This window comes from Pseudomonas sp. LD120, assembly GCF_009861525.1.
Lineage (GTDB): Bacteria > Pseudomonadota > Gammaproteobacteria > Pseudomonadales > Pseudomonadaceae > Aquipseudomonas.
Genome location: NZ_WVHL01000001.1, coordinates 406,717 through 425,721, shown reverse-complemented (window position 1 = coordinate 425,721; position 19,005 = coordinate 406,717). Strand labels below are relative to the sequence as shown.

General features: G+C 64.0%; 22 protein-coding genes. 14 read left to right on the top strand and 8 right to left on the bottom strand.

Features of this window, described 5'->3' with window-relative positions; all coding sequences use genetic code 11:
• The first annotated feature begins 7 nt into the window (after nucleotides 1-7).
• The 5 genes from PLD_RS02080 (at nucleotide 8) to fdhA (ending at nucleotide 6,508) form a co-directional block, all read left to right on the top strand.
• Complete coding sequence (locus PLD_RS02080) at nucleotides 8-310, top strand: sarcosine oxidase subunit delta (protein ID WP_159889343.1); 303 nt, start codon at nucleotides 8-10, stop codon at nucleotides 308-310.
• Nucleotides 307-3,324: a sarcosine oxidase subunit alpha gene (locus tag PLD_RS02075; protein WP_159889341.1), complete on the top strand. Its 3,018-nt coding sequence runs from the start codon at nucleotides 307-309 to the stop codon at nucleotides 3,322-3,324. Before PLD_RS02080 ends, PLD_RS02075 begins: the two co-directional genes overlap by 4 nt.
• A 158-nt stretch (nucleotides 3,325-3,482) precedes the next feature.
• Nucleotides 3,483-4,115, top strand: coding sequence for a sarcosine oxidase subunit gamma (locus tag PLD_RS02070; RefSeq protein ID WP_159889339.1), 633 nt, complete (start codon nucleotides 3,483-3,485; stop codon nucleotides 4,113-4,115).
• 148 nt (nucleotides 4,116-4,263) lie between these two features.
• Entirely contained in the window at nucleotides 4,264-5,121 is an 858-nt protein-coding gene (purU, locus tag PLD_RS02065; protein WP_159889337.1) for a formyltetrahydrofolate deformylase, read from the top strand.
• Between the two features lie 187 nt (nucleotides 5,122-5,308).
• The gene (fdhA, locus tag PLD_RS02060; protein WP_047289632.1) at nucleotides 5,309-6,508 is read left to right on the top strand and encodes a formaldehyde dehydrogenase, glutathione-independent; all 1,200 of its coding nucleotides are present in this window, start codon (nucleotides 5,309-5,311) and stop codon (nucleotides 6,506-6,508) included.
• Nucleotides 6,509-6,731: 223 nt separating this feature from the next.
• Here fdhA and PLD_RS02055 read toward each other — a convergent pair whose 3' ends face one another.
• A complete protein-coding gene (locus PLD_RS02055; RefSeq protein ID WP_159889335.1) occupies nucleotides 6,732-7,004 on the bottom strand; it encodes a hypothetical protein in 273 nt (90 codons plus the stop codon).
• Between the two features lie 445 nt (nucleotides 7,005-7,449).
• On the opposite strand from PLD_RS02055, the gene PLD_RS02050 reads away from it, so the two are divergent.
• Together PLD_RS02050 and PLD_RS02045 are read left to right on the top strand one after the other, a co-directional pair.
• Nucleotides 7,450-7,740, top strand: a complete 291-nt coding sequence (locus PLD_RS02050) for a type II toxin-antitoxin system RelB/DinJ family antitoxin (RefSeq protein WP_015637294.1) — start codon at nucleotides 7,450-7,452, stop codon at nucleotides 7,738-7,740.
• Nucleotides 7,741-7,815: 75 nt separating this feature from the next.
• Entirely contained in the window at nucleotides 7,816-8,019 is a 204-nt protein-coding gene (locus PLD_RS02045; RefSeq protein ID WP_159889333.1) for a type II toxin-antitoxin system YafQ family toxin, read from the top strand.
• 63 nt (nucleotides 8,020-8,082) lie between these two features.
• On the opposite strand, the gene PLD_RS02040 is transcribed toward PLD_RS02045, so the two are convergent.
• The 3 genes from PLD_RS02040 to PLD_RS02030 all read right to left on the bottom strand — a co-directional run bounded on the left by PLD_RS02040 (nucleotide 8,083) and on the right by PLD_RS02030 (nucleotide 10,108).
• Entirely contained in the window at nucleotides 8,083-8,646 is a 564-nt protein-coding gene (locus PLD_RS02040; protein ID WP_159889331.1) for a hypothetical protein, read from the bottom strand.
• A gap of 146 nt (nucleotides 8,647-8,792) precedes the next feature.
• A complete protein-coding gene (locus PLD_RS02035) occupies nucleotides 8,793-9,467 on the bottom strand; it encodes an anti-sigma factor domain-containing protein (RefSeq protein ID WP_159889329.1) in 675 nt (224 codons plus the stop codon).
• Nucleotides 9,464-10,108 (bottom strand): sigma-70 family RNA polymerase sigma factor, encoded by a 645-nt coding sequence (locus PLD_RS02030; protein ID WP_159889327.1) that lies wholly within the window; start codon nucleotides 10,106-10,108, stop codon nucleotides 9,464-9,466. Before PLD_RS02030 ends, PLD_RS02035 begins: the two co-directional genes overlap by 4 nt.
• Nucleotides 10,109-10,291: 183 nt before the next feature.
• On the opposite strand from PLD_RS02030, the gene PLD_RS02025 reads away from it, so the two are divergent.
• On the top strand, nucleotides 10,292-10,846 hold the full coding sequence (locus PLD_RS02025) for a DUF2780 domain-containing protein (RefSeq protein WP_159889325.1): 555 nt from the start codon (nucleotides 10,292-10,294) through the stop codon (nucleotides 10,844-10,846).
• 73 nt (nucleotides 10,847-10,919) lie between these two features.
• Here PLD_RS02025 and PLD_RS02020 read toward each other — a convergent pair whose 3' ends face one another.
• Entirely contained in the window at nucleotides 10,920-11,807 is an 888-nt protein-coding gene (locus tag PLD_RS02020) for an acyltransferase (protein WP_159889323.1), read from the bottom strand.
• Between the two features lie 218 nt (nucleotides 11,808-12,025).
• Between PLD_RS02020 and PLD_RS02015 the strand changes: the two genes are divergently transcribed.
• From PLD_RS02015 to PLD_RS01995, 5 genes are all read left to right on the top strand, one after another.
• A complete protein-coding gene (locus PLD_RS02015) occupies nucleotides 12,026-12,526 on the top strand; it encodes an ATP-dependent zinc protease (RefSeq protein WP_159889321.1) in 501 nt (166 codons plus the stop codon).
• 224 nt (nucleotides 12,527-12,750) lie between these two features.
• Nucleotides 12,751-13,431 carry a two-component system response regulator CreB gene (creB, locus tag PLD_RS02010; RefSeq protein WP_159889319.1) on the top strand — a complete coding sequence of 227 codons (681 nt, stop codon included), beginning with the start codon at nucleotides 12,751-12,753 and terminating at the stop codon, nucleotides 13,429-13,431.
• A complete protein-coding gene (creC, locus tag PLD_RS02005; protein ID WP_159889317.1) occupies nucleotides 13,431-14,849 on the top strand; it encodes a two-component system sensor histidine kinase CreC in 1,419 nt (472 codons plus the stop codon). The genes creB and creC overlap by 1 nt, the downstream gene beginning before the upstream one ends.
• 120 nt (nucleotides 14,850-14,969) lie before the next feature.
• Nucleotides 14,970-16,346 (top strand): cell envelope integrity protein CreD, encoded by a 1,377-nt coding sequence (gene creD, locus PLD_RS02000; protein WP_159889315.1) that lies wholly within the window; start codon nucleotides 14,970-14,972, stop codon nucleotides 16,344-16,346.
• Nucleotides 16,339-16,530 (top strand): hypothetical protein, encoded by a 192-nt coding sequence (locus tag PLD_RS01995; RefSeq protein WP_256674520.1) that lies wholly within the window; start codon nucleotides 16,339-16,341, stop codon nucleotides 16,528-16,530. Before creD ends, PLD_RS01995 begins: the two co-directional genes overlap by 8 nt.
• On the opposite strand, the gene PLD_RS01990 is transcribed toward PLD_RS01995, so the two are convergent.
• Nucleotides 16,527-17,156, bottom strand: a complete 630-nt coding sequence (locus PLD_RS01990) for a glutathione S-transferase N-terminal domain-containing protein (RefSeq protein WP_159889313.1) — start codon at nucleotides 17,154-17,156, stop codon at nucleotides 16,527-16,529. The genes PLD_RS01995 and PLD_RS01990 overlap by 4 nt on opposite strands.
• A gap of 100 nt (nucleotides 17,157-17,256) precedes the next feature.
• Between PLD_RS01990 and PLD_RS01985 the strand changes: the two genes are divergently transcribed.
• Nucleotides 17,257-17,709: a hypothetical protein gene (locus tag PLD_RS01985; RefSeq protein WP_159889311.1), complete on the top strand. Its 453-nt coding sequence runs from the start codon at nucleotides 17,257-17,259 to the stop codon at nucleotides 17,707-17,709.
• Here the strand turns inward: PLD_RS01985 and PLD_RS01980 are convergent.
• Nucleotides 17,656-17,844: a hypothetical protein gene (locus tag PLD_RS01980; protein WP_159889309.1), complete on the bottom strand. Its 189-nt coding sequence runs from the start codon at nucleotides 17,842-17,844 to the stop codon at nucleotides 17,656-17,658. The genes PLD_RS01985 and PLD_RS01980 overlap by 54 nt on opposite strands.
• Nucleotides 17,841-18,962: a PepSY domain-containing protein gene (locus PLD_RS01975; protein ID WP_159889307.1), complete on the bottom strand. Its 1,122-nt coding sequence runs from the start codon at nucleotides 18,960-18,962 to the stop codon at nucleotides 17,841-17,843. The genes PLD_RS01980 and PLD_RS01975 overlap by 4 nt, the downstream gene beginning before the upstream one ends.
• Nucleotides 18,963-19,005 lie beyond the last annotated feature (43 nt).

The following is a 19,005-nucleotide window of genomic DNA, read 5'->3' as shown; positions in this document are numbered from 1 at the left end:
ACTCCCTATGTTGCATATCTTCTGTCCTCACTGCGGCGAACTGCGCTCCGAAGAGGAATTCCATTCGTCCGGCCAGGCCCACATTCCCCGGCCCCTGGACCCCGGTGCCTGCACCGACGAGGAGTGGGGCGACTACATGTTCTTTCGCGACAACCCCCGCGGCCTGCACCACGAGTTGTGGATTCACGCCGCCGGTTGCCGCCAGTACTTCAACGCCACCCGCGACACCGTCACCTACGAAATTCTTGAAACCTACAAGATAGGCACCAAACCGCAGTTCACCGCCAAGGCTGCTGGAGAGAAGGTATGAGCCAGACCAATCGCCTGTCCAACGGCGGACGCATCGACCGCAACAAAGTCCTGACCTTCACCTTCAACGGCCAGAGCTACAAAGGCTTCGAGGGCGACACCCTGGCCTCGGCCCTGCTGGCCAACGGCGTGGACATCATCGGTCGCAGCTTCAAGTATTCCCGGCCCCGGGGCATCTTTGCCGCAGGCTGTGAAGAACCCAACGCGGTGCTGCAGATCGGCGCCACCGAAGCCACCCAGATCCCCAACGTGCGCGCCACCCAACAGGCGCTGTACCAGGGCCTGGTGGCCACCAGCACCAACGGCTGGCCTAGCGTCAACAACGACATGATGGGGATTCTCGGCAAGGTCGGCGGCAAGCTGATGCCGCCGGGTTTCTACTACAAAACCTTCATGTACCCGCAATCGTTCTGGATGACCTACGAGAAGTACATCCGCAAGGCGGCGGGCCTTGGCCGTTCGCCCACCGAGAACGATGCGGACACCTACGACAACATGAACCAGCACTGCGACGTGCTGATTGTCGGTGGCGGCCCCGCCGGTCTTGCCGCTGCGCTGGCGGCTGCCCGCAGTGGCGCCCGGGTGATCCTCGCCGATGAGCAGGAAGAGTTCGGCGGCAGCCTGCTGGACAGCCGCGAAAGCCTGGACGGCAAGCCGGCGGTGGAGTGGGTGGCCAGTGTGGTCGCCGAGCTCAAGTCGCTGCCGGATGTCTTGCTGCTGCCACGGGCCACGGTCAACGGCTACCACGACCATAACTTCCTGACCATTCATGAGCGCCTCACCGATCACCTCGGTGATCGCGCGCCCATCGGTCAGGTGCGCCAGCGTATCCACCGAGTCCGCGCCAAGCGCGTGGTGCTGGCCACCGGCGCCCATGAGCGGCCGCTGGTCTACGGCAACAACGACGTGCCGGGCAACATGCTGGCCGGCGCGGTGTCCACCTACGTGCGCCGCTACGGCGTGGCCCCGGGCAAGAAACTGGTGCTGTCCACCAACAACGACCACGCCTACCGCGTGGCTCTGGACTGGCTCGACGCCAGCCTGCACGTGGTGGCCATCGCCGATGCGCGGCACAACCCACGCGGCGCCCTGGTGGAAGAAGCCCGGGCCAAGGGCATCCGTATCCTCACTTCCAGTGCGGTGATCGAAGCCCGTGGCAGCAAGCACGTGACCGGCGCGCGGGTGGCGGCCATCGACGTCAAGGCGCACAAGGTCACCAGCCCTGGCGAGTGGCTCGATTGCGACCTGATTGCCAGCTCCGGCGGCTACAGCCCGGTGGTGCACCTGGCTTCGCACCTGGGCGGCAAGCCGGTATGGCGTGAAGACATTCTCGGTTTCGTGCCCGGTGAAGCGCCGCAGAAACGCGTGTGCGTCGGTGGTATCAACGGTGTCTACAGCCTCGGCGATACCCTGGCCGATGGTTTCGAAGGCGGTGTGCGCGCGGCCAGCGAAGCCGGGTTCCAGAGCGTGGAGGGCGTGTTGCCCAAAGCCCTGACCCGTCTGGAAGAACCGACCCTGGCGCTGTTCCAGGTGCCCCACGAAAAAGGCACGGCGCGGGCACCGAAGCAATTCGTCGATCTGCAGAACGACGTCACCGCCGCCGCCATCGAACTGGCGACCCGTGAGGGCTTCGAGTCGGTGGAGCACGTCAAGCGCTACACCGCGCTGGGCTTCGGCACCGATCAGGGCAAGCTGGGCAACGTCAACGGTCTGGCGATTGCCGCCCGCTCGCTGAACGTCAGCATCCCGCAGATGGGCACCACCATGTTCCGCCCCAACTACACGCCGATCACTTTCGGCGCCGTGGCCGGTCGTCACTGTGGGCACATCTTCGAGCCGGTACGTTTCACCGCGCTGCATGCCTGGCATGTGAAGAACGGCGCCGAGTTCGAAGACGTCGGTCAGTGGAAGCGCCCCTGGTACTTCCCGAAAAACGGTGAAGACCTGCATGCCGCGGTCAAGCGTGAATGCCTGGCGGTGCGCGACAGCGTCGGCCTGCTGGACGCCTCGACCCTGGGCAAGATCGACATCCAGGGCCCGGACGCCCGCGAGTTCCTCAACCGCATCTACACCAACGCCTGGACCAAGCTCGACGTGGGCAAGGCCCGCTACGGCCTGATGTGCAAGGAAGACGGCATGGTCTTCGACGACGGCGTGACCGCCTGTCTGGCCGACAACCACTTCCTGATGACCACCACCACCGGCGGCGCGGCCCGCGTGCTGCAGTGGCTGGAAATCTACCAGCAGACCGAATGGCCAGACCTCAAGGTGTACTTCACCTCGGTCACCGACCATTGGGCCACCATGACCCTGTCGGGCCCCAACAGCCGCAAGCTGCTGAGCGAAGTCACCGACATCGACCTGGACAAGGACGGCTTCCCGTTCATGACCTGGAAGGAAGGCCTGGTGGGCGGCGTGCCGGCGCGGGTGTTCCGCATCTCCTTCACCGGCGAGCTGTCCTACGAGGTCAACGTTCAGGCCGACTACGCCATGGGCGTGCTGGAGCAGATCGTCGAGGCTGGCAAAAAGTACAACCTGACCCCCTACGGCACCGAAACCATGCACGTGCTGCGGGCTGAGAAGGGTTTCATCATCGTCGGCCAGGACACCGACGGCTCGATGACCCCGGACGACCTGAACATGGGCTGGTGCGTGGGCCGCACCAAGCCGTTCTCGTGGATCGGCTGGCGCGGCATGAACCGGGAAGACTGCGTGCGCGAGCAGCGCAAGCAACTGGTGGGCCTCAAGCCGATCGACCCGACCCAGTGGCTGCCGGAAGGCGCGCAGCTGGTGTTCAACCCCAAGCAGGCGATCCCGATGAGCATGGTCGGTCACGTGACCTCCAGCTACGCCCACAACTCCCTGGGGTATTCCTTTGCCCTGGGCGTGGTCAAGGGTGGCCTTCAGCGCCTGGGCGAGCGGGTCTTCGCGCCCCTGGCCGATGGCCGGGTGATCGAGGCGGAAATCGTTTCCTCGGTGTTCTTCGACCCCAAGGGCGATCGCCAGAACATATGACACGAACCCGGGCACGCACCCTGTAGCCGCTGCCGCAGGCTGCGCCAAGGTCCGCAGGACCTGCCCGGGAGGCAAAACCTTGCGCCCGGTTCCCACGCGACCGCCGCCCCTGGCGGCGGCAACCGGAACCGGACCACAGAATAAAGGACAGGTGCTCCATGACCGCAGTCAACGTTTACCAACATCGCCCCACCACCGGGGCCAAGGCCGAGTCGTCCTTGCACCACGCCGACCTGCCGAGCCTGGTGGGCAAGGGCCGCAAGAACGCCGGAGTGATCCTGCGCGAGAAAAAACTCCTCGGTCACCTGACGATCCGTGGCGACGGCCATGATCCGGCCTTCGCCGCCGGTGTGCACAAGGCCCTGGGCATCGAATTGCCGGGTGCCCTGAGTGTGGTGGTCAAGGGTGAAACCAGCCTGCAATGGCTGGGCCCGGATGAGTGGCTGCTGATCGTGCCCAGCGGCGAAGAATTCGCCGCCGAGCAGAACCTGCGGGCGGCCCTGGGCGACCTGCATATCCAGATCGTCGACGTCAGCGGCGGCCAGCAGATCCTCGAACTGTCCGGCCCCAATGTGCGTCAGGTGCTGATGAAATCCACCAGCTACGACGTGCACCCCAACAACTTCCCGGTGGGCAAGGCGGTGGGCACGGTGTTCGCCAAGTCGCAACTGGTGATCCGCCGGGTCGGCGAAGACACCTGGGAGTTGCTGGTGCGTCGCAGCTTCTCCGATTACTGGTGGATGTGGCTGCAGGATGCGGCCGCCGAGTACGGCCTTAGCGTCCAGGCCTGAACCCAGCTTGGCTTGGTAGGAGCGGGCGAGCTCGCGAAGAATGGATTTTCCGCAAGACCGCAGCGTCCTTGGATTTTTCGCGAGCCCGCTCGCTCTTACAGAAAATCGGCCGCGTAGCGGTTGCCCCAATGAACAGGAGTTACTTCCCATGAGCCGCGCCCCCGATACCTGGATTCTCACCGCCGACTGCCCCAGCGTGCTCGGCACGGTGGACGCGGTGACCCGCTTTCTGTTCGAGCAGGGCTGCTACGTCACCGAGCACCATTCCTTCGATGACCGGCTCTCGGGCCGCTTCTTCATTCGGGTGGAATTTCGTCAGCCCGATGGCCTCGACGAACAGGGCTTCCGCCAGGGGCTGGCGCAGCGGGCCAAGGCGTTCGAGATGAACTTCGAGCTGACCGCGCCGAACTACCGGCCGAAAGTGGTGATCATGGTCTCCAAGGCCGATCACTGCCTCAACGACCTGCTCTACCGCCAGCGCATCGGCCAGTTGCCCATGGACGTGGTGGCGGTGGTGTCCAACCACCCGGACCTCAAGCCCCTGGCCGACTGGCACCAGATTCCCTATCACCATTTCCCCCTCGACCCCAATGACAAGCCGTCCCAGGAGCGTCAGGTGTGGCAGGTGGTCGAGGAATCCGGCGCCGAACTGGTGATTCTTGCCCGCTACATGCAGGTGCTGTCGCCGGAGCTGTGCCGCAAGCTCGATGGCAAGGCGATCAATATCCATCACTCGCTGCTGCCGGGCTTCAAGGGCGCCAAGCCTTATCACCAGGCCTACAACAAGGGCGTGAAACTGGTGGGCGCCACGGCGCACTACATCAACAACGACCTGGACGAAGGCCCGATCATCGCCCAGGGCGTGGAGGTGGTGGACCACAGCTACTACCCCGAAGACCTGATCGCCAAGGGCCGGGATATCGAGGGCCTGACCCTGGCCCGGGCGGTGGGTTATCACATTGAACGGCGGGTGTTTCTGAACGGTAACCGGACGGTGGTGCTCTGATGATTTAGGGGCTGTTGCGCAGCCCTTCGCGAGCAAGCTCGCTCCCACAAGGGCGGTGTGATTCCCGTAACGGCGAGCGTGTTCGCGAAAGCGATTTTGAAAACGAAACAGCATCTATACCCGAGCAATCCACGTGTTTCCCCCTTTGGGTAACGCGGTTCCATAACAACAACAGCGAGGTGAAAGCATGTCTGGTAATCGTGGTGTCGTGTATCTGGGCAGCGGCAAGGTCGAAGTACAGAAAATCGACTATCCAAAAATGCAGGACCCGCGCGGCAGGAAGATCGAGCACGGTGTGATCCTGCGCGTAGTCTCCACCAACATCTGCGGTTCGGACCAACACATGGTCCGCGGCCGTACCACCGCCCAGGTCGGCCTGGTCCTGGGTCATGAAATCACTGGCGAAGTCATCGAGAAGGGCAGTGACGTCGAGAACCTGAAGATCGGTGACCTGGTGTCGGTGCCGTTCAACGTCGCGTGCGGGCGCTGCCGTTCCTGCAAGGAGCAACACACCGGGGTCTGCCTGACCGTCAACCCGGCCCGCGCCGGTGGCGCCTACGGCTACGTCGACATGGGCGACTGGACCGGCGGCCAGGCCGAGTACGTGCTGGTGCCTTACGCCGACTTCAACCTGCTGAAACTGCCGGATCGCGACAAGGCCATGGAGAAGATCCGCGACCTGACTTGCCTCTCCGACATCCTGCCCACCGGCTACCACGGCGCGGTGACCGCTGGTGTCGGCCCGGGCAGCAGCGTCTACATCGCCGGTGCTGGCCCGGTGGGTCTGGCGGCGGCGGCTTCGGCGCGCCTGCTGGGGGCGGCGGTGGTGATCGTCGGCGACGTTAACCCGGTGCGTTTGGCCCACGCCAAGGCCCAGGGTTTTGAAATTGCCGACCTGTCCAAGGACACCCCGCTGCACGAACAGATCGCTGCCCTGCTGGGCGAGCCGGAAGTCGACTGCGCAGTGGACGCCGTGGGTTTCGAAGCCCGTGGCCACGGCCATGCCGGTGCCCAGCACGAAGCCCCGGCCACCGTGCTCAACTCGTTGATGGGCGTGGTGCGGGTGGCTGGCAAGATCGGCATTCCCGGTCTGTACGTCACCGAAGACCCGGGCGCGGTGGACGCCGCGGCGAAGATGGGCAGCCTGAGCATCCGCTTCGGCCTGGGCTGGGCCAAGTCCCACAGCTTCCACACCGGCCAGACCCCGGTGATGAAGTACAACCGCCAACTGATGCAGGCCATCATGTGGGACCGCATCAACATCGCCGAGGTGGTGGGCGTGCAAGTCATCAGCCTCGACGACGCCCCGCGCGGCTATGGCGAGTTCGATGCCGGCGTACCGAAGAAATTCGTCATCGACCCGCACAAGCTGTTCAGCGCTGCCTGAGGACCGTCAGCCTTTGGCTTGAGGCCTGTCTGTAACTGAAAACGCCGCGTTCTCTGGCCGAGAACGCGGCGTTTTTTTCTTCTGTAGCGAGGGCGCTTGCTCCCGATGGCGGCAACACCGTTGTGTCAGCCGAGTCGCGAACTCAGGTTTTACGACCGCTGCGCGCCGGGGCGCCGGCCGGCCGAACGGGAGCAAGCTCCCTCGCCACACCGGTTGGTTGCAGTCAGGCGATCAGCGTGGCGCGCAGGCGCCGTTCCAGCACATCCATCAGGTCGCAGCCATCGCGCAGGGGAATGGCGCAGAGCTGGGCCAGCTCCTGGGCCAGTACCGGGTCCTTGCCCAGGGCATCGCTCAAGGCCAGTTGCTCCAGCACCTGGGTCACGGCGCGGATACGGAAGGCGGCGGCTTCATGGAGCACATCCAGCGGCGCCTGTGTGTCGATCAGTAGGGAGGGGATGTTGCAGTCGTGGCCGGTGATCGGCATGTAACGGTTCATGGAAAGTTCTCCGCAGTTCAGTGAGAACCGCCACGGATTCGTCGCCAAACGATGGGTGGCAGCTGTACGCAGGTTGGCGAACCGGGAACACACGGAACCGGCAGACCCGAAGGTCTCCCACGCACAGCTGCCATAACGGCAACGTTGCGGGTGCAGAACGTCCTGCCAACAAAGCAGGACGCTTCTGACCGTAGTTCGTCGGGTCGCCAAACCCGGTCGCTATTTGAGCGACCGGCGGACTATAAGCCGCTGGTGCGTGAGGCAGCAAGGCGCTGGGGGGCGGATGTCTTGCAGAAGGTTTCGTCCGCTGTGGCGTCGCTGAACGTGCACGAGGCGCTGTTCACGAGTCCGGTCCACTGAAATCGGTTGACCGCAAAGAGTCGACCTCGCAGAATGGAAAAGCGTAGCCACAATGTAGCTACAAATAACGAATAGAGGTGATACCTTGGCTGCATTACTGAAAACCACTGACGTGCGTTGCCGCATAGACGAGGATTTGAAGGTCAGTGCCACCGCTGTGCTCAATGCCTGTGGGCTGAGCCTGAGCGAGGCCATGCGTCTTTTCCTGCGTCAGGTTGTGGCCGTGCAGGGACTGCCTTTCGAAGTGCGTGTCCCATCGGAGAAAACCGCTCGTGCCATGGCGCAGGCGCGGGAGATTCGTCGTCAGTACGACTCGATTGACGACATGTTGAGGGATGCTGATGGCGAAGCCGGAGAGGAACCTAAAGCGCGCTGACCTGCCCAGGCAATGCGCAAAACGCCGGCGTTTAAAAAGTCCTAGGAGGGCTATCGGCGTGCAGGGCGTCGTGACATGCGCGAAGTGCGCAAGGTCATGGTGCTGCTGTTCCTGGGGGAGCCGCTATCGGCGCAGTATCTCGATCATGCGCTGAAGGGGGAGTGGGACGGTTTCAGGGAGTGTCATATCGGTGGCGATTTTCTGCTGATTTATGACGTGGCCCGAGCCGGTCTTGTGACCTTTGTCGACCTGGGCAGCCATGCCGAATTGTTCAGATAGCCTCATGCAGATTGCACAAACCCGCCTATTGGCGGGTTTGTGTTGCCCGCCAATCAAGCCTGATCAATAGCCTCTGCCCGGGTCGTCGAACCAGTGTTCGCCACTCAGGGTTTCCTTTATGTCGGTCTCGGCCAGGATGCCTGGCGCCTCCCGCTGGAAGCGCCAGCGCCACTGGGGCAGCCACCAGTAATTGAGTGCCGTGCCTCTTGGCAGCAGCACCAGGGTCAGGACTGATCGATCGATGAGCCCGCGCTGATACAGCGCGTGACTGCGGTCCATGAGGTCCAGGTAGTAGCCGAGGGGCAGGGACAGCATCAGGGCCGTGGTATGCACCTTTTCCGTCTGGGTTCGCTGTGGGTCCTGCAGCAGGTTCAGGGCTTGGCAGTAGTAACGCTCGGGTTGGCGGGCGAATGCCTGGGCCTCGGCAACACCAAGAATGCCCAAGGCACTGCCATCGTCGCGCCAGTCGGCTCCCTGGCGATCGCTGAAGTGCTGGCGGATGAAGCTGGTCAGGGGGCCCGGGGCCGTCTCGGTGCATTGGCTGCTATCGACCGGGGTGCCGATTCGCCAGAGCAAGAGGGCGATTGCCAGGGCCAGCAGGATGCAGCTGTACAACGCAGCTCTCATAAGCGTCCGTTCAGTGGATGGCGCCAGGCGGTGCGGGGCCTCACGGTAGGCAGGGGCTGTCTGCAAGAACGCGAGTAGGGCCGGGGCGCGAAGTTTACCTTGAGGGCGTTGGCAGGCAAGCCCGCGCCTACGCCAGCAGGCGTCTGTTACAGCGCCGCCAATTGCCCCTGGTACAACACCGGCCCGGTGGGTTGCCCAGTAGGTGAGCCGCCGTGGGGTTCCAGGCTCACCGCCAGGGCGATCGGGGTGCCCAGCAGTTCGCGTTGGGCCGGGCTCAGGTTGATCTTGCCCTTGCCGCCTACTGGTACAACACCGAGGGAAATCGGTGAGCCTTCGGCGGGGATGGCCCAGAGCTCCAGGCTGCGATCCAGGCCGATCGCCTCCAGGGCCAGGGGCTCGACTTGCAGGTACTGGGCATGGGCCTTGATTCGTAGGGCCGGTTGCTGGTCGGCGCTGAGCAGGGTGGCGCTGTAGCGCTCCTGATCGCTCTGCTGAATAAAACCGATGTACAGGGTCGCCAGCACCGCGCTGGCGGCAATCGCCAGACGCAGGCGCATCCACAGCGGGTTGCTTTTCGGCAGGTGCAGAACCTGAGGTTCGATGCGCGCCTGAATGCCGTGCCACACGTGCTCCGGCACCTCCAGTTCGGGCAGGGCTTCGGTCAGGGGGGCAAGGCTTTCTTGCCACTGCGCCAGTTCTTCACGCAGCGCTGCATCGTCCAGCAACAGCATCTCGAAGCGTCGACGGGCAGCGCCTTGCATCAGGCCGATGGCGTAGTCGGCGGCCAGGGCTCGGCGCCGCTCCGGGGTTCGATAGTTCATGACTCAAGGCACCGGCGCAGGCGTTCCATGCCTCGACGAATCCAGGATTTGACCGAACCCAAAGGCGCCGTCATGTGTTCGGCCAGCTCCGAGCACGTCAGCCCTTGGAAGTAGGCCACGGTGATGGACTGGCGCTGCGCCCCCTCCAGGTGCTCCAGGCAGCGATGCAGGGCCTGGGCTTGTCGCGCGCTGTCCAGTTGTTCGTGGGCCGAAGGGGTTTGATCCGCCAGTTGTTGTTCTTCTCGTTCGTCTAGGGGGCGTTCGCGTTGTTTGCGCAATTGGTCGATGGCCTGGTTGCGGGTGATGTTGATCATCCAGGTCAGGGGCGCGGACAGGTGTGGCTGGTAGCGCACGGCGTTGTTCCAGATGCGCACGAAGCTTTCCTGCAGGACTTCTTCGGCCAGATCGCGGCGCCCCATGAAGCGCAGGGCAACGCCATGCAAGCGTGGTGCAACGGTGCGGTACAGGGTTTCAAAGGCGCGACGATCACCCAGTGAGCACTGGGCCAGCAGGTGCCTGAGCTGATCAGTGTCGAGGGTCGAGATGGCAATTCTCCTGGCGGGCGAAGGGGCACGTAGCTGCCACGGGCGACGAACGGTGTAGCCAGAGGTTAGTCCAGGCTGGGCAGTTGTTCCATTCACGTCCTGTTACCTCATGCCACGGGCAGTGTTCGCCGCTGGTGAGGGATATACGCGCTAGCGCCACCGCTGGATGCAGGTGCCCAGTGGCTTGCCGGGCTTGGAACAAACATTGTCGGGACGAGTCGAAAAACTGTTTTGCATCGCCCGAGCTTGGGCGGTTTCCTGGCCCCTGAGGTTGTATCGATGAATATTCCACGCGGTTTTACCCTGGCTGCCTTGATGACCCTGGCAGCCGGTTCGGCGTTGGCCGGCGGTTTCAGTCTGAACGATGCGGCCAACGCGATTTCCAGCATGCAGGGCGGCGACGAGGCCGCCGCTGCGCCGACCTCCCAGGCCGCCGCTCTGTTGGACACCCTGGGTTCGCAGCTCAATATCACCCCACAGCAAGCCATCGGTGGCGCCGGGGCCATGTTCAGTCTGGCGAAGAATCAATTGAGCAGCGCCGACTATTCACAACTGAGCAAAAGCGTACCGGGCCTGGACCGGCTCTCGGGCAGAAACGTCTTGGGCGCCTTGGGCGGCCTGCTCGGTCAGTCTTCCGCTGATACCGCTGGCCTGGACAGCGCCTTGGGCAACGTCAAGGACGCCAATGACCTGAACAACGCCTTTGACGCCCTGGGCCTGGACAGCGGCATGATCGGCCGGTTTGCCCCGCTGATCCTGCAGTACCTGGGCCAGCAGGGCGTCGGCGGCTCGTTGCTGCAAAGCCTGAGCGGCATCTGGGGGGTGGGCGGTTAGGGGCGGTTGGCAGCGCATCGATTGGTTCGGCCAGGAGCGCGGCGGTGGCCTGCGTCCAATGCTCGGCGCTGGATCAGCGGCGCTCGCCCAGCAGTTCACGGATGCGCTGGTCCTTGTCGCTCCACAGCCGGTTGACCCAGTCCTGCACCTGCTGGCGGAAGGCCGGGTCGTTTTCGTAGTTGCCGCGCGACAGCGCCGGGTCCAGTTCGCGGGTGCGGATGTCGATGATCACCTTGGGCACATTGCCGCTGATCAGGTCCCAGAAACCGGGGATGCGTGGCTGGGGATAGACCACGGTGACATCCAGCACCGCGTCCAGTTGCTCGCCCAGGGCCGCGAGAACGAAGGCCACGCCACCGGCCTTGGGCTTGAGCAGGTGCTGGAACGATGACTGTTGTTGCTGGCGCTTGGCTGGGGTGAAGCGGGTGCCTTCCAGGTAGTTGACCACGGTCACCGGCTGGCGCTTGAACAGCTCGCAGGCGGCCTTGGTTATTTCCAGATCCTTGCCTTGCAGATGCGGGTGCTTGGCCAGGAAGGCTTTGCTGTAGCGCTTCATGAAGGGGTAGTCCAGGGCCCACCAGGCCAGCCCCAGGAAGGGCACCCAGATCAGTTCGCGCTTGAGGAAGAACTTGAAGAATGGCGTGCGTCGGTTGAGGGCCTGGATCAGCGCTGGGATGTCGACCCAGGACTGGTGGTTGCTCACCACCAGGTAGGAGGTGTCGACCCGCAGCCCTTCGCCGCCGCGAATGTCCCAGCGGGTGGGGATGCACAGGGCGAAGATCAGCTTGTCGATCTCGGCCCAGGTCTCGGCGATCCACATCACCGCTCCTGAGGCGAAGTCCCGCAGGCGCCCGGGCAACACCAGCTTGAGCAGGGCGAACACCATCAGCGGGCCAAACAGCATCAAGGTGTTGAGCAGCAGGAGCAGGGTGACGAAACAGCCGGTGAGCAGGCGGCGCATAAGGCACTCTTTGAGAACTTTTTGGGCGCGCCATAATAAGCAGCTTCGACGGGCAGGCCAAACTCAAGTGTGCTGACGAATGTTTCACCTGGGAGTGGGTAGGGTGTTGTGCAGGCTGGGCCTCTTCGCCGGCAAGCCGGCTACGGGGCAGCGGTAGAACCAATTCGTTGGCCGCGGTCTAAAATCCCGCTGCCCCTCTCTTCAAGGAATCCACTGTCGTGAAATCTGTCCTTGCTCTTGTTTCGCTGTTGGCGCTGCCGGTGATGGCCGCCGAGCCGACCCTGTATGGCCGTTACGAATATATTCGCCTGCCGGAAATCGGCGAAACCCTGCAGGCCAAGATGGACACCGGGGCCCTGACCGCGTCGCTGTCGGCCAGGGATATCCAGACCTTCACCCGCGATGGTGAAGACTGGGTGCGTTTCCGTCTGGCCACCAAGGATGCCGGGAACAAGGTCTATGAACACAAGGTGGCGCGCATCAGCAAGATCAAGAGCCGCGCCGACGAGGGCGATGAGCTTGAAGAACCGCAGGCGGCCAAGCGCCCGGTGGTGGAACTGGAGATGTGCCTGGGTCACGTCAAACGCACGGTGGAGGTTAACCTCACCGACCGTAGCAGCTTCAACTACCCGTTGCTGATTGGTGCCAAGGCCTTGCGTGAGTTCGGCGCGGCGGTGAACCCGGCGCGGCGTTATACCGCCGATAAACCGGACTGCTGATCAGCCCCTGTGAAAACGACTGTGCAGGGCAATACTGTGTTGAAAACCGGTGAGAAATACTCATTTACAAACGTAAGGTCGAGCGCGATTCCCACCGTTCCTCGCCTTGCCTTGCCTCGCCTTGCCTTGCCTTGCTTTCGCTCGCTACGTTTTCACAAGGTCTGATTGACTGTCCATAAGGCATCCGGCACCGTTCGCCCACTGAATTTACGTGCTTGGATGCCATGCCCCATATCCTGATTGTCGAAGACGAAGCGGCCATTGCCGACACTCTGGTCTTCGCCCTGCAAGGCGAAGGCTTCACCACCACTTGGCTGAGCCTGGGGCGTGCGGCCCTGGAGCATCAGCGGGCGACCCCGGCGGACCTGATCATCCTCGATATCGGCCTGCCGGATATCAGCGGCTTTGAAACCTGCAAGCAGTTGCGGCGCTTCAGCGAAGTGCCAGTGATGTTCCTCAGCGCCCGGGACGGTGAGATCGACCGGGTGGTGGGGCTGGAGATCGGTGCCGACGATTATGTGGTCAAGCCCTTCAGCCCTCGGGAAGTGGCGGCGCGGGTCAGGGCGATCCTCAAGCGCATGACGCCGCGAGCGGCTCCCGAGGCGGCCCCGGGGCTGTTCGTCGTGGACTCCGAGCGGGTGCAGATCAGTTACCGCAGCCAGCCCCTGAGTCTGACCCGGCATGAATTCCGCCTGCTGCACTGCCTTCTGGAACAGCCCGAGCGGGTGTTCAGCCGCGAGCAGTTGCTCGATGCCCTGGGGGTGGTGGCGGATGTGGGCTACGAGCGCAATATCGACAGCCACATCAAGAGCCTGCGGGCCAAGCTGCGCCTGGTGGCGGCCGAGGCCGAGCCGATCCAGACCCATCGCGGCCTGGGCTACAGCTACAGCCCGAGCCACGCCTGATGACCCTGGGGCTACGCATCTTCCTGGTCTATTTGCTGTTCATCAGCCTGACCGGCTATTTCGTGCTGAGCACGGTGATGAAGGAAATCCGTCCCGGCGTGCGCCAGTCCACCGAGGAAACCCTGGTGGACACCGCCAACCTGCTGGCGGAGATCCTACGGGACGATTTCAAGGCCGGCACCCTCAGCGAGAACCGCTGGCCGCAACTGTTGCGCGCCTATGGCGATCGGCAACCGGCGGCGACCATCTGGGGGCTGCCGAAGAATCAGGTCAACCACCGCATCTACGTGACCGACGCCAAGGGCATCGTGGTCTTGGACTCCAGCGGCCTGGCGGTGGGCCAGGACTATTCGCGCTGGAACGACGTGTACCTGACTCTGCGCGGCCAATATGGCGCGCGTTCGTCGCGCTCGCTGGCCGACGATCCCAATTCCTCGGTGATGCATGTGGGCGCGCCGATCCGTGACAACGGCCAGATCATCGGCGTGGTCACCGTGGCCAAGCCCAACAGTTCGTTGCAGCCCTACGTCGACCGCACCGAACGCCGCCTGCTGTGGTACGGCGCGGGGTTGATCGCCATGGGCCTGCTGTTGGGCGCCTTGCTCTCCTGGTGGCTGAGCGCGGCGCTGCGGCGCATGACCGCCTATGCCCTGGCGGTCAGTGAAGGGCGCCGGGCCGAGCTGCCGCACTATCGCGGCGGCGAGCTGGAGCAACTGGCGACGGCGGTGGAGCACATGCGCACCCAGCTCGAAGGCAAGGCTTATGTCGAGCGCTACGTGCACACCCTGACCCACGAACTGAAGAGCCCCCTGGCGGCCATTCGCGGTGCGGCGGAGCTGCTGCAAAGTGAGATGCCCCTGGCGCAGCGCCAGCGCTTCGTCGGCAATATCGACAGCGAAAGCGCGCGCATGCAGCAGTTGATCGAGCGTCTGTTGAACCTGGCGCAAGTGGAGCAGCGCCAGGGCCTGGAAGAGCGGGTGAATGTGCCCCTGGCGCCGTTGTGCAAGGAGCTGCTGAACAGCCAGCACGGGCGTATCGAAGGCAAGCCGTTGCAGGTGGAACTGCGGGTGCCGGCGGACCTGGCCTGGTCTGGCGAGCCGTTCCTGCTGCGCCAGGCCCTGGGCAATCTGTTGACCAACGCCCTGGACTTCAGTCCCGCAGGCGGCTTGCTGCGCTGCACGGCGCAGCGGGTGGAGGAAGGCGTGGAGCTGGTGCTGTTCAATCAAGGCGAGCCGATTCCGGACTACGCCCTGCCGCGCCTGTGCGAGCGCTTCTACTCGTTACCGCGCCCGGACAGCGGGCGCAAGAGCACCGGCCTGGGGCTGAACTTCGTCGAAGAAGTGGTGCAGCTGCATGGCGGCCAGATGCACATTGAAAACGTCCCGGGTGGGGTCCAGGTGAGCTTGCGCCTGCCCTGATCCGCCGGGACTCGAAGTGGGGATGTGGCGAGGAGATTCTCCACAGAGTCTCCACATGGTCCCCATAAAACCCCCATAGCCGCGCCCCAGACTCTCCCTCATTCGTACAAGGAGAGCCTCATGAACCGTAACCTGACCTTCAAACTCGGGGCCATTGGCCTGTTGATCCTGCTGTTGCTGATACCGCTGCTGATGATCAGCGGCCTGATCAGCGAGCGCCAGAGCCTGCGCGACGGCGTGCTCGAGGATATCGCCCGCAGCTCCAGCACCCAGCAGCAGATCAGCGGCCCGGTGATGGTGGTGGACTACCGCCAGACCGTGCGCACCTGGAAAACCGACGAAAAAACCAAGAAACGCTACCAGGAAACCAGCGAGGAGCAGGGGCGGCTGTTCTTCCTGCCGGAGTATTTCGAGCTGGACGGCAAGGCTCAGACCGAGCTGCGTGCCCGGGGCATCTATGAGGCGCGGCTGTTCCACGCCGACAACCATATCAGTGGCCACTTTGCTGTCCCCGAGCAGTACGGCATCAAGGAAAACTTCGCCGACTACCAGTTCGACCAACCGTTCCTGGCGGTGGGCATCAGCGATATCCGTGGCATCGAAAACGCCCTGCAACTGCAGCTCAACGGCCAGACCCTGGACTTTGCCCCAGGCACCTTTGTCAGTTGGCTGGACGAAGGCGTGCACGTGCTGCTACCGCCCCTGGACCTGAAGAAGAGCACCCGCCTGGACTTCGCCTTCGACCTGCGCCTGCAGGGCACTGGCCAGTTGCAGGTGCTGCCGGTGGGCAAGACCAGCAAGGTGCTGCTGACGGCCAACTGGCCGCATCCGAGCTTTGTCGGCAACTACCTGCCGGTGCAGCGTGAAGTCACCGAGCAGGGCTTTTCGGCGCTCTGGCAGACCTCGTTCTTCTCCACCAACCTGGAACAGGCCATGGAGCGCTGCGCCTACAGCAGCCAATGCCAGGACTTCAACAGCCGCAGCTTTGGCGTGAGCTTCATCGACCCGGTGGACCAGTACCTGAAGAGCGACCGGGCGATCAAATACGCGCTGCTGTTCATCGGCCTGACCTTTGCCGGCTTCTTTCTCTTCGAGGTGCTCAAGAGCCTGTCGGTACACCCGATCCAGTACGGCCTGGTGGGCGTGGCACTGGCGTTCTTCTACCTGTTGCTGCTGTCGCTGTCGGAACACCTGGGGTTTGCCCTGGCTTATGGGGTGTCAGCGGCGGCGTGTGTCGGGCTGATCGGCTTCTATGTCAGTCATGTCTTGCACAGCGGACGTAACGGCGCGGCCTTTGCCGCAGGACTGGCGGCCTTGTACGGCCTGTTGTATGGCCTGCTCAGCGCCGAAGACTACGCATTGCTGATGGGCTCGTTGCTGCTGTTCGGGTTGTTGGGCGTGTTCATGGTGCTGACCCGCAAGCTGGACTGGTATGGCCTGGGCCAGAGCAAGACCCCGGCACCTTTGCCGTTCGATCTGGAGGCCGTCCATGAGTAGGTCGCTGGGGTTGCGCGAGGATCAGCATCTGCGCGAGCAATTGACGCTGCGCATGGCCGAGTGGTTTCCAGTGGATGCGTGGTGGCTGGTTCGCCGGCCGGTGCAACGGCACCCGGCTGACGCCTGCAGGCGTATCGCAGGCGTCGGCTTGCCACCGAACAGATCCGAGCGCCTGACCGATTAGACTGGTGGCCGGGTCTCCAGCATCGATGGTCGCTGGCTGACCTCGAAGTACCAGGCGGCGAGTTGCGGCTGTTGTTGACGCCATTCCAGGTCCGGGTGGCGGAAGTCCAGGTAACCCAGGGCGCAGGCAACGCTGATGGCGGCCACATCGAAGTGGCAGGCTAGCTCGGCAATCGCCTCGGCTTCCAGCACCGCCAGGGCGCGGCGGATCTTGTCGCGCTGGCCGTCGAGCCATTGCTCCCAGTGTTTTTCCGGGGCGCGCAGGGTTAGCTCGTAACGCACCAGCACCGCGGCGTCCATGATCCCGTCGGCCAGGGCCGCGAGCGTCAGGCGGCGCCAGCGCGCCGAACCGTCCCGGGGTATCAGCGGGTTGCCGACGTGCTGCTGGTCCAGGTATTCGAGGATCACCCGACTGTCGTAGAGCACTTGACCGTTGTCCAGGCGTAGGGCGGGAATCTTGCCCAGGGGGTTGTCCTGGTTCAGCGTGGCGTCGGGGCTGACCGGGCTCAGTTGGCTGGCTTGCAGGGCGACCCGATTCAACTGTCCGGTTTCGTGCAGCACCACCATGACTTTGCGTACATAAGGTGATGCCGGGTTGTGGAACAGCGTCATGCTTGGGGTGGACATGAATATTCCTCGCGGGTGGAAGTCTTGCTGCCCGGGAATCTTAGCGCAGCCTGTGGCATCGGCCACCGGCGCGAGCGGCAGTAGTGACAAGGAGTGATGAATGCGCAGGTCCTATCTTTTGCACGGGCTGTACAGCCTGGCCCTGACCTTGCTGGGCGCGTTGGCGGTGTATTTGGCCCTGCAGTACGAGTTTCGTCGCAAGGGCGAGGGTGAGCCGGAGCTGATCATGGCGTTCGCCTACATCGCCTGGTACTGGGCCCTGCCGGCGCTGGCCCTGCCGGGCCTGGCTTGCGCCTTGCTGTGCCTGCGCGGTCCCGACCCGGTGACCCAGCTGTGGCGCTGGAGCCTGGCGGCCAGCTACGTGCCGCTGCTGGGGCTGGCGTTGTTCAGCGTGTTGGTGGCCATCGAGGCGGTACAGGAAAACCGCGTGTTTATCCCGGTGATGCTGATCGGCCTCGGGCTCTCGATGTACCTGTGGCGTGGCTTCCCGGCGCCGGGTTCAGGTCGCCGGCTTGCGTCGCAACAGGCCGTGCAGGGCGATCAGGGTCGGTAGGCCCAGGCCCAGCCAGCTCAGGCTGTCCCAGACGCCGTCACCCAGCAACGCGGCGAACAGCCCGGCGGCGCTCAACAGGCCAAGCGCCAGGGGCGCGCCGAAGACCTTCCAGAAATTCGCTTGCCGCGGATTCATCGGCGCCCCTCCCGGGTGGGTTTGCCGGCCCGCCGCCGAACGATCCACAGGTACAGGCCGCTGCCCAGGACAATGAGGGTCAGGACGTCCAGCGCCGCCCACAGCAGCTTCATCGGCAGGCCACCGTAGTCGCCGAAATGCAGCGGTTGGGACATGCCCATGGCGTCCATGTACCACGGCCGCTCGCCGACGGCGGTGACCTGCAGGGTGCGGGCGTCGATCAGCACCGGGGTCAGCAGGTGCGAGGTCAGGTGGCTGCCGCCCTTGAGGAACACCGCGTAATGATGCTCGCTGGAAAAGCGCGTGCCGGGAAAGGCGATGAAATCCGGGCGCATGCCCGGGGCGGCTTCCCTGGCGATCTCCAGCAGACGGCTGGCGGGAGCCAGCGAGGTCAGCGGCGGGGCGTCGCGGTAGGGCGCGACCATGGCGCTGAGGCTGTCGTTGCGCCAGGCGGCGATGATCAGGTCGGCACAGGCGCTGATCACCCCGGTCACCCCCACCACCAGGGCCCAGCTCAGGGTCACCACGCCGATCAGGTTGTGCAGGTCGAGCCAGCGCAGGCGGCTGGACTTGTCCTGACGCACGCTGGCGAATTTCAAGCGGCGCATGAACGGCATGTAGAGTACCGTGCCGGAGACGATCGCCAGCACAAACAGCAGGCCCATGAAGGCCAGCAGCAGTTTGCCCGGCAGCCCGGCAAACATATCCACATGCAGGCGCAGCATGACCATCATCAACCCGCCGTTGGCCGAGGGCATGGCCACGGCCTCGCCGGTGCGGGCATCGAGCATGAAGGTGTGGGATGAATTGGGCTCGGTGCCGGCGGTTCTGGCCATGATCGTCATCACGCCGTTGGGTTCGTCGGCGTCCCAGCCGAAGTACTGCATGACTTCGCCGGGGCGGTGAGCCTCGGCGGCCTTGACCAGCTGTTGCAGGTCCAGGCGCGGGGTGTCGGCGGGCAGCTCCCGCAGTTGGGGCGCGTCCCCCAGCAGGTGGTCGATCTCATGGTGGAAGATCAGCGGCAGCCCGGTGAGCGCGAGCAGCAGCAGAAACATCGTGCAGATCAGGCTGGACCCGGTGTGGATCAAGGACCAGCGGCGGATGGTCGTGCTTTTCATTGCTTAGCCTTCAGACACACTCCGGCCGTCCTTGCCGGACGGC

Coding starts and splice junctions, on each gene's coding strand:
- PLD_RS02080 (WP_159889343.1), top strand. CDS start 8: ATGTTGCATATCTTCTGTCCTCACTGCGGCGAACTGCGCTCCGAAGAG.
- PLD_RS02075 (WP_159889341.1), top strand. CDS start 307: ATGAGCCAGACCAATCGCCTGTCCAACGGCGGACGCATCGACCGCAAC.
- PLD_RS02070 (WP_159889339.1), top strand. CDS start 3,483: ATGACCGCAGTCAACGTTTACCAACATCGCCCCACCACCGGGGCCAAG.
- purU (WP_159889337.1), top strand. CDS start 4,264: ATGAGCCGCGCCCCCGATACCTGGATTCTCACCGCCGACTGCCCCAGC.
- fdhA (WP_047289632.1), top strand. CDS start 5,309: ATGTCTGGTAATCGTGGTGTCGTGTATCTGGGCAGCGGCAAGGTCGAA.
- PLD_RS02055 (WP_159889335.1), bottom strand. CDS start 7,004: ATGAACCGTTACATGCCGATCACCGGCCACGACTGCAACATCCCCTCC.
- PLD_RS02045 (WP_159889333.1), top strand. CDS start 7,816: ATGCGCGAAGTGCGCAAGGTCATGGTGCTGCTGTTCCTGGGGGAGCCG.
- PLD_RS02040 (WP_159889331.1), bottom strand. CDS start 8,646: ATGAGAGCTGCGTTGTACAGCTGCATCCTGCTGGCCCTGGCAATCGCC.
- PLD_RS02035 (WP_159889329.1), bottom strand. CDS start 9,467: ATGAACTATCGAACCCCGGAGCGGCGCCGAGCCCTGGCCGCCGACTAC.
- PLD_RS02025 (WP_159889325.1), top strand. CDS start 10,292: ATGAATATTCCACGCGGTTTTACCCTGGCTGCCTTGATGACCCTGGCA.
- PLD_RS02020 (WP_159889323.1), bottom strand. CDS start 11,807: ATGCGCCGCCTGCTCACCGGCTGTTTCGTCACCCTGCTCCTGCTGCTC.
- creB (WP_159889319.1), top strand. CDS start 12,751: ATGCCCCATATCCTGATTGTCGAAGACGAAGCGGCCATTGCCGACACT.
- creC (WP_159889317.1), top strand. CDS start 13,431: ATGACCCTGGGGCTACGCATCTTCCTGGTCTATTTGCTGTTCATCAGC.
- creD (WP_159889315.1), top strand. CDS start 14,970: ATGAACCGTAACCTGACCTTCAAACTCGGGGCCATTGGCCTGTTGATC.
- PLD_RS01995 (WP_256674520.1), top strand. CDS start 16,339: ATGAGTAGGTCGCTGGGGTTGCGCGAGGATCAGCATCTGCGCGAGCAA.
- PLD_RS01990 (WP_159889313.1), bottom strand. CDS start 17,156: ATGTCCACCCCAAGCATGACGCTGTTCCACAACCCGGCATCACCTTAT.
- PLD_RS01985 (WP_159889311.1), top strand. CDS start 17,257: ATGCGCAGGTCCTATCTTTTGCACGGGCTGTACAGCCTGGCCCTGACC.
- PLD_RS01980 (WP_159889309.1), bottom strand. CDS start 17,844: ATGAATCCGCGGCAAGCGAATTTCTGGAAGGTCTTCGGCGCGCCCCTG.
- PLD_RS01975 (WP_159889307.1), bottom strand. CDS start 18,962: ATGAAAAGCACGACCATCCGCCGCTGGTCCTTGATCCACACCGGGTCC.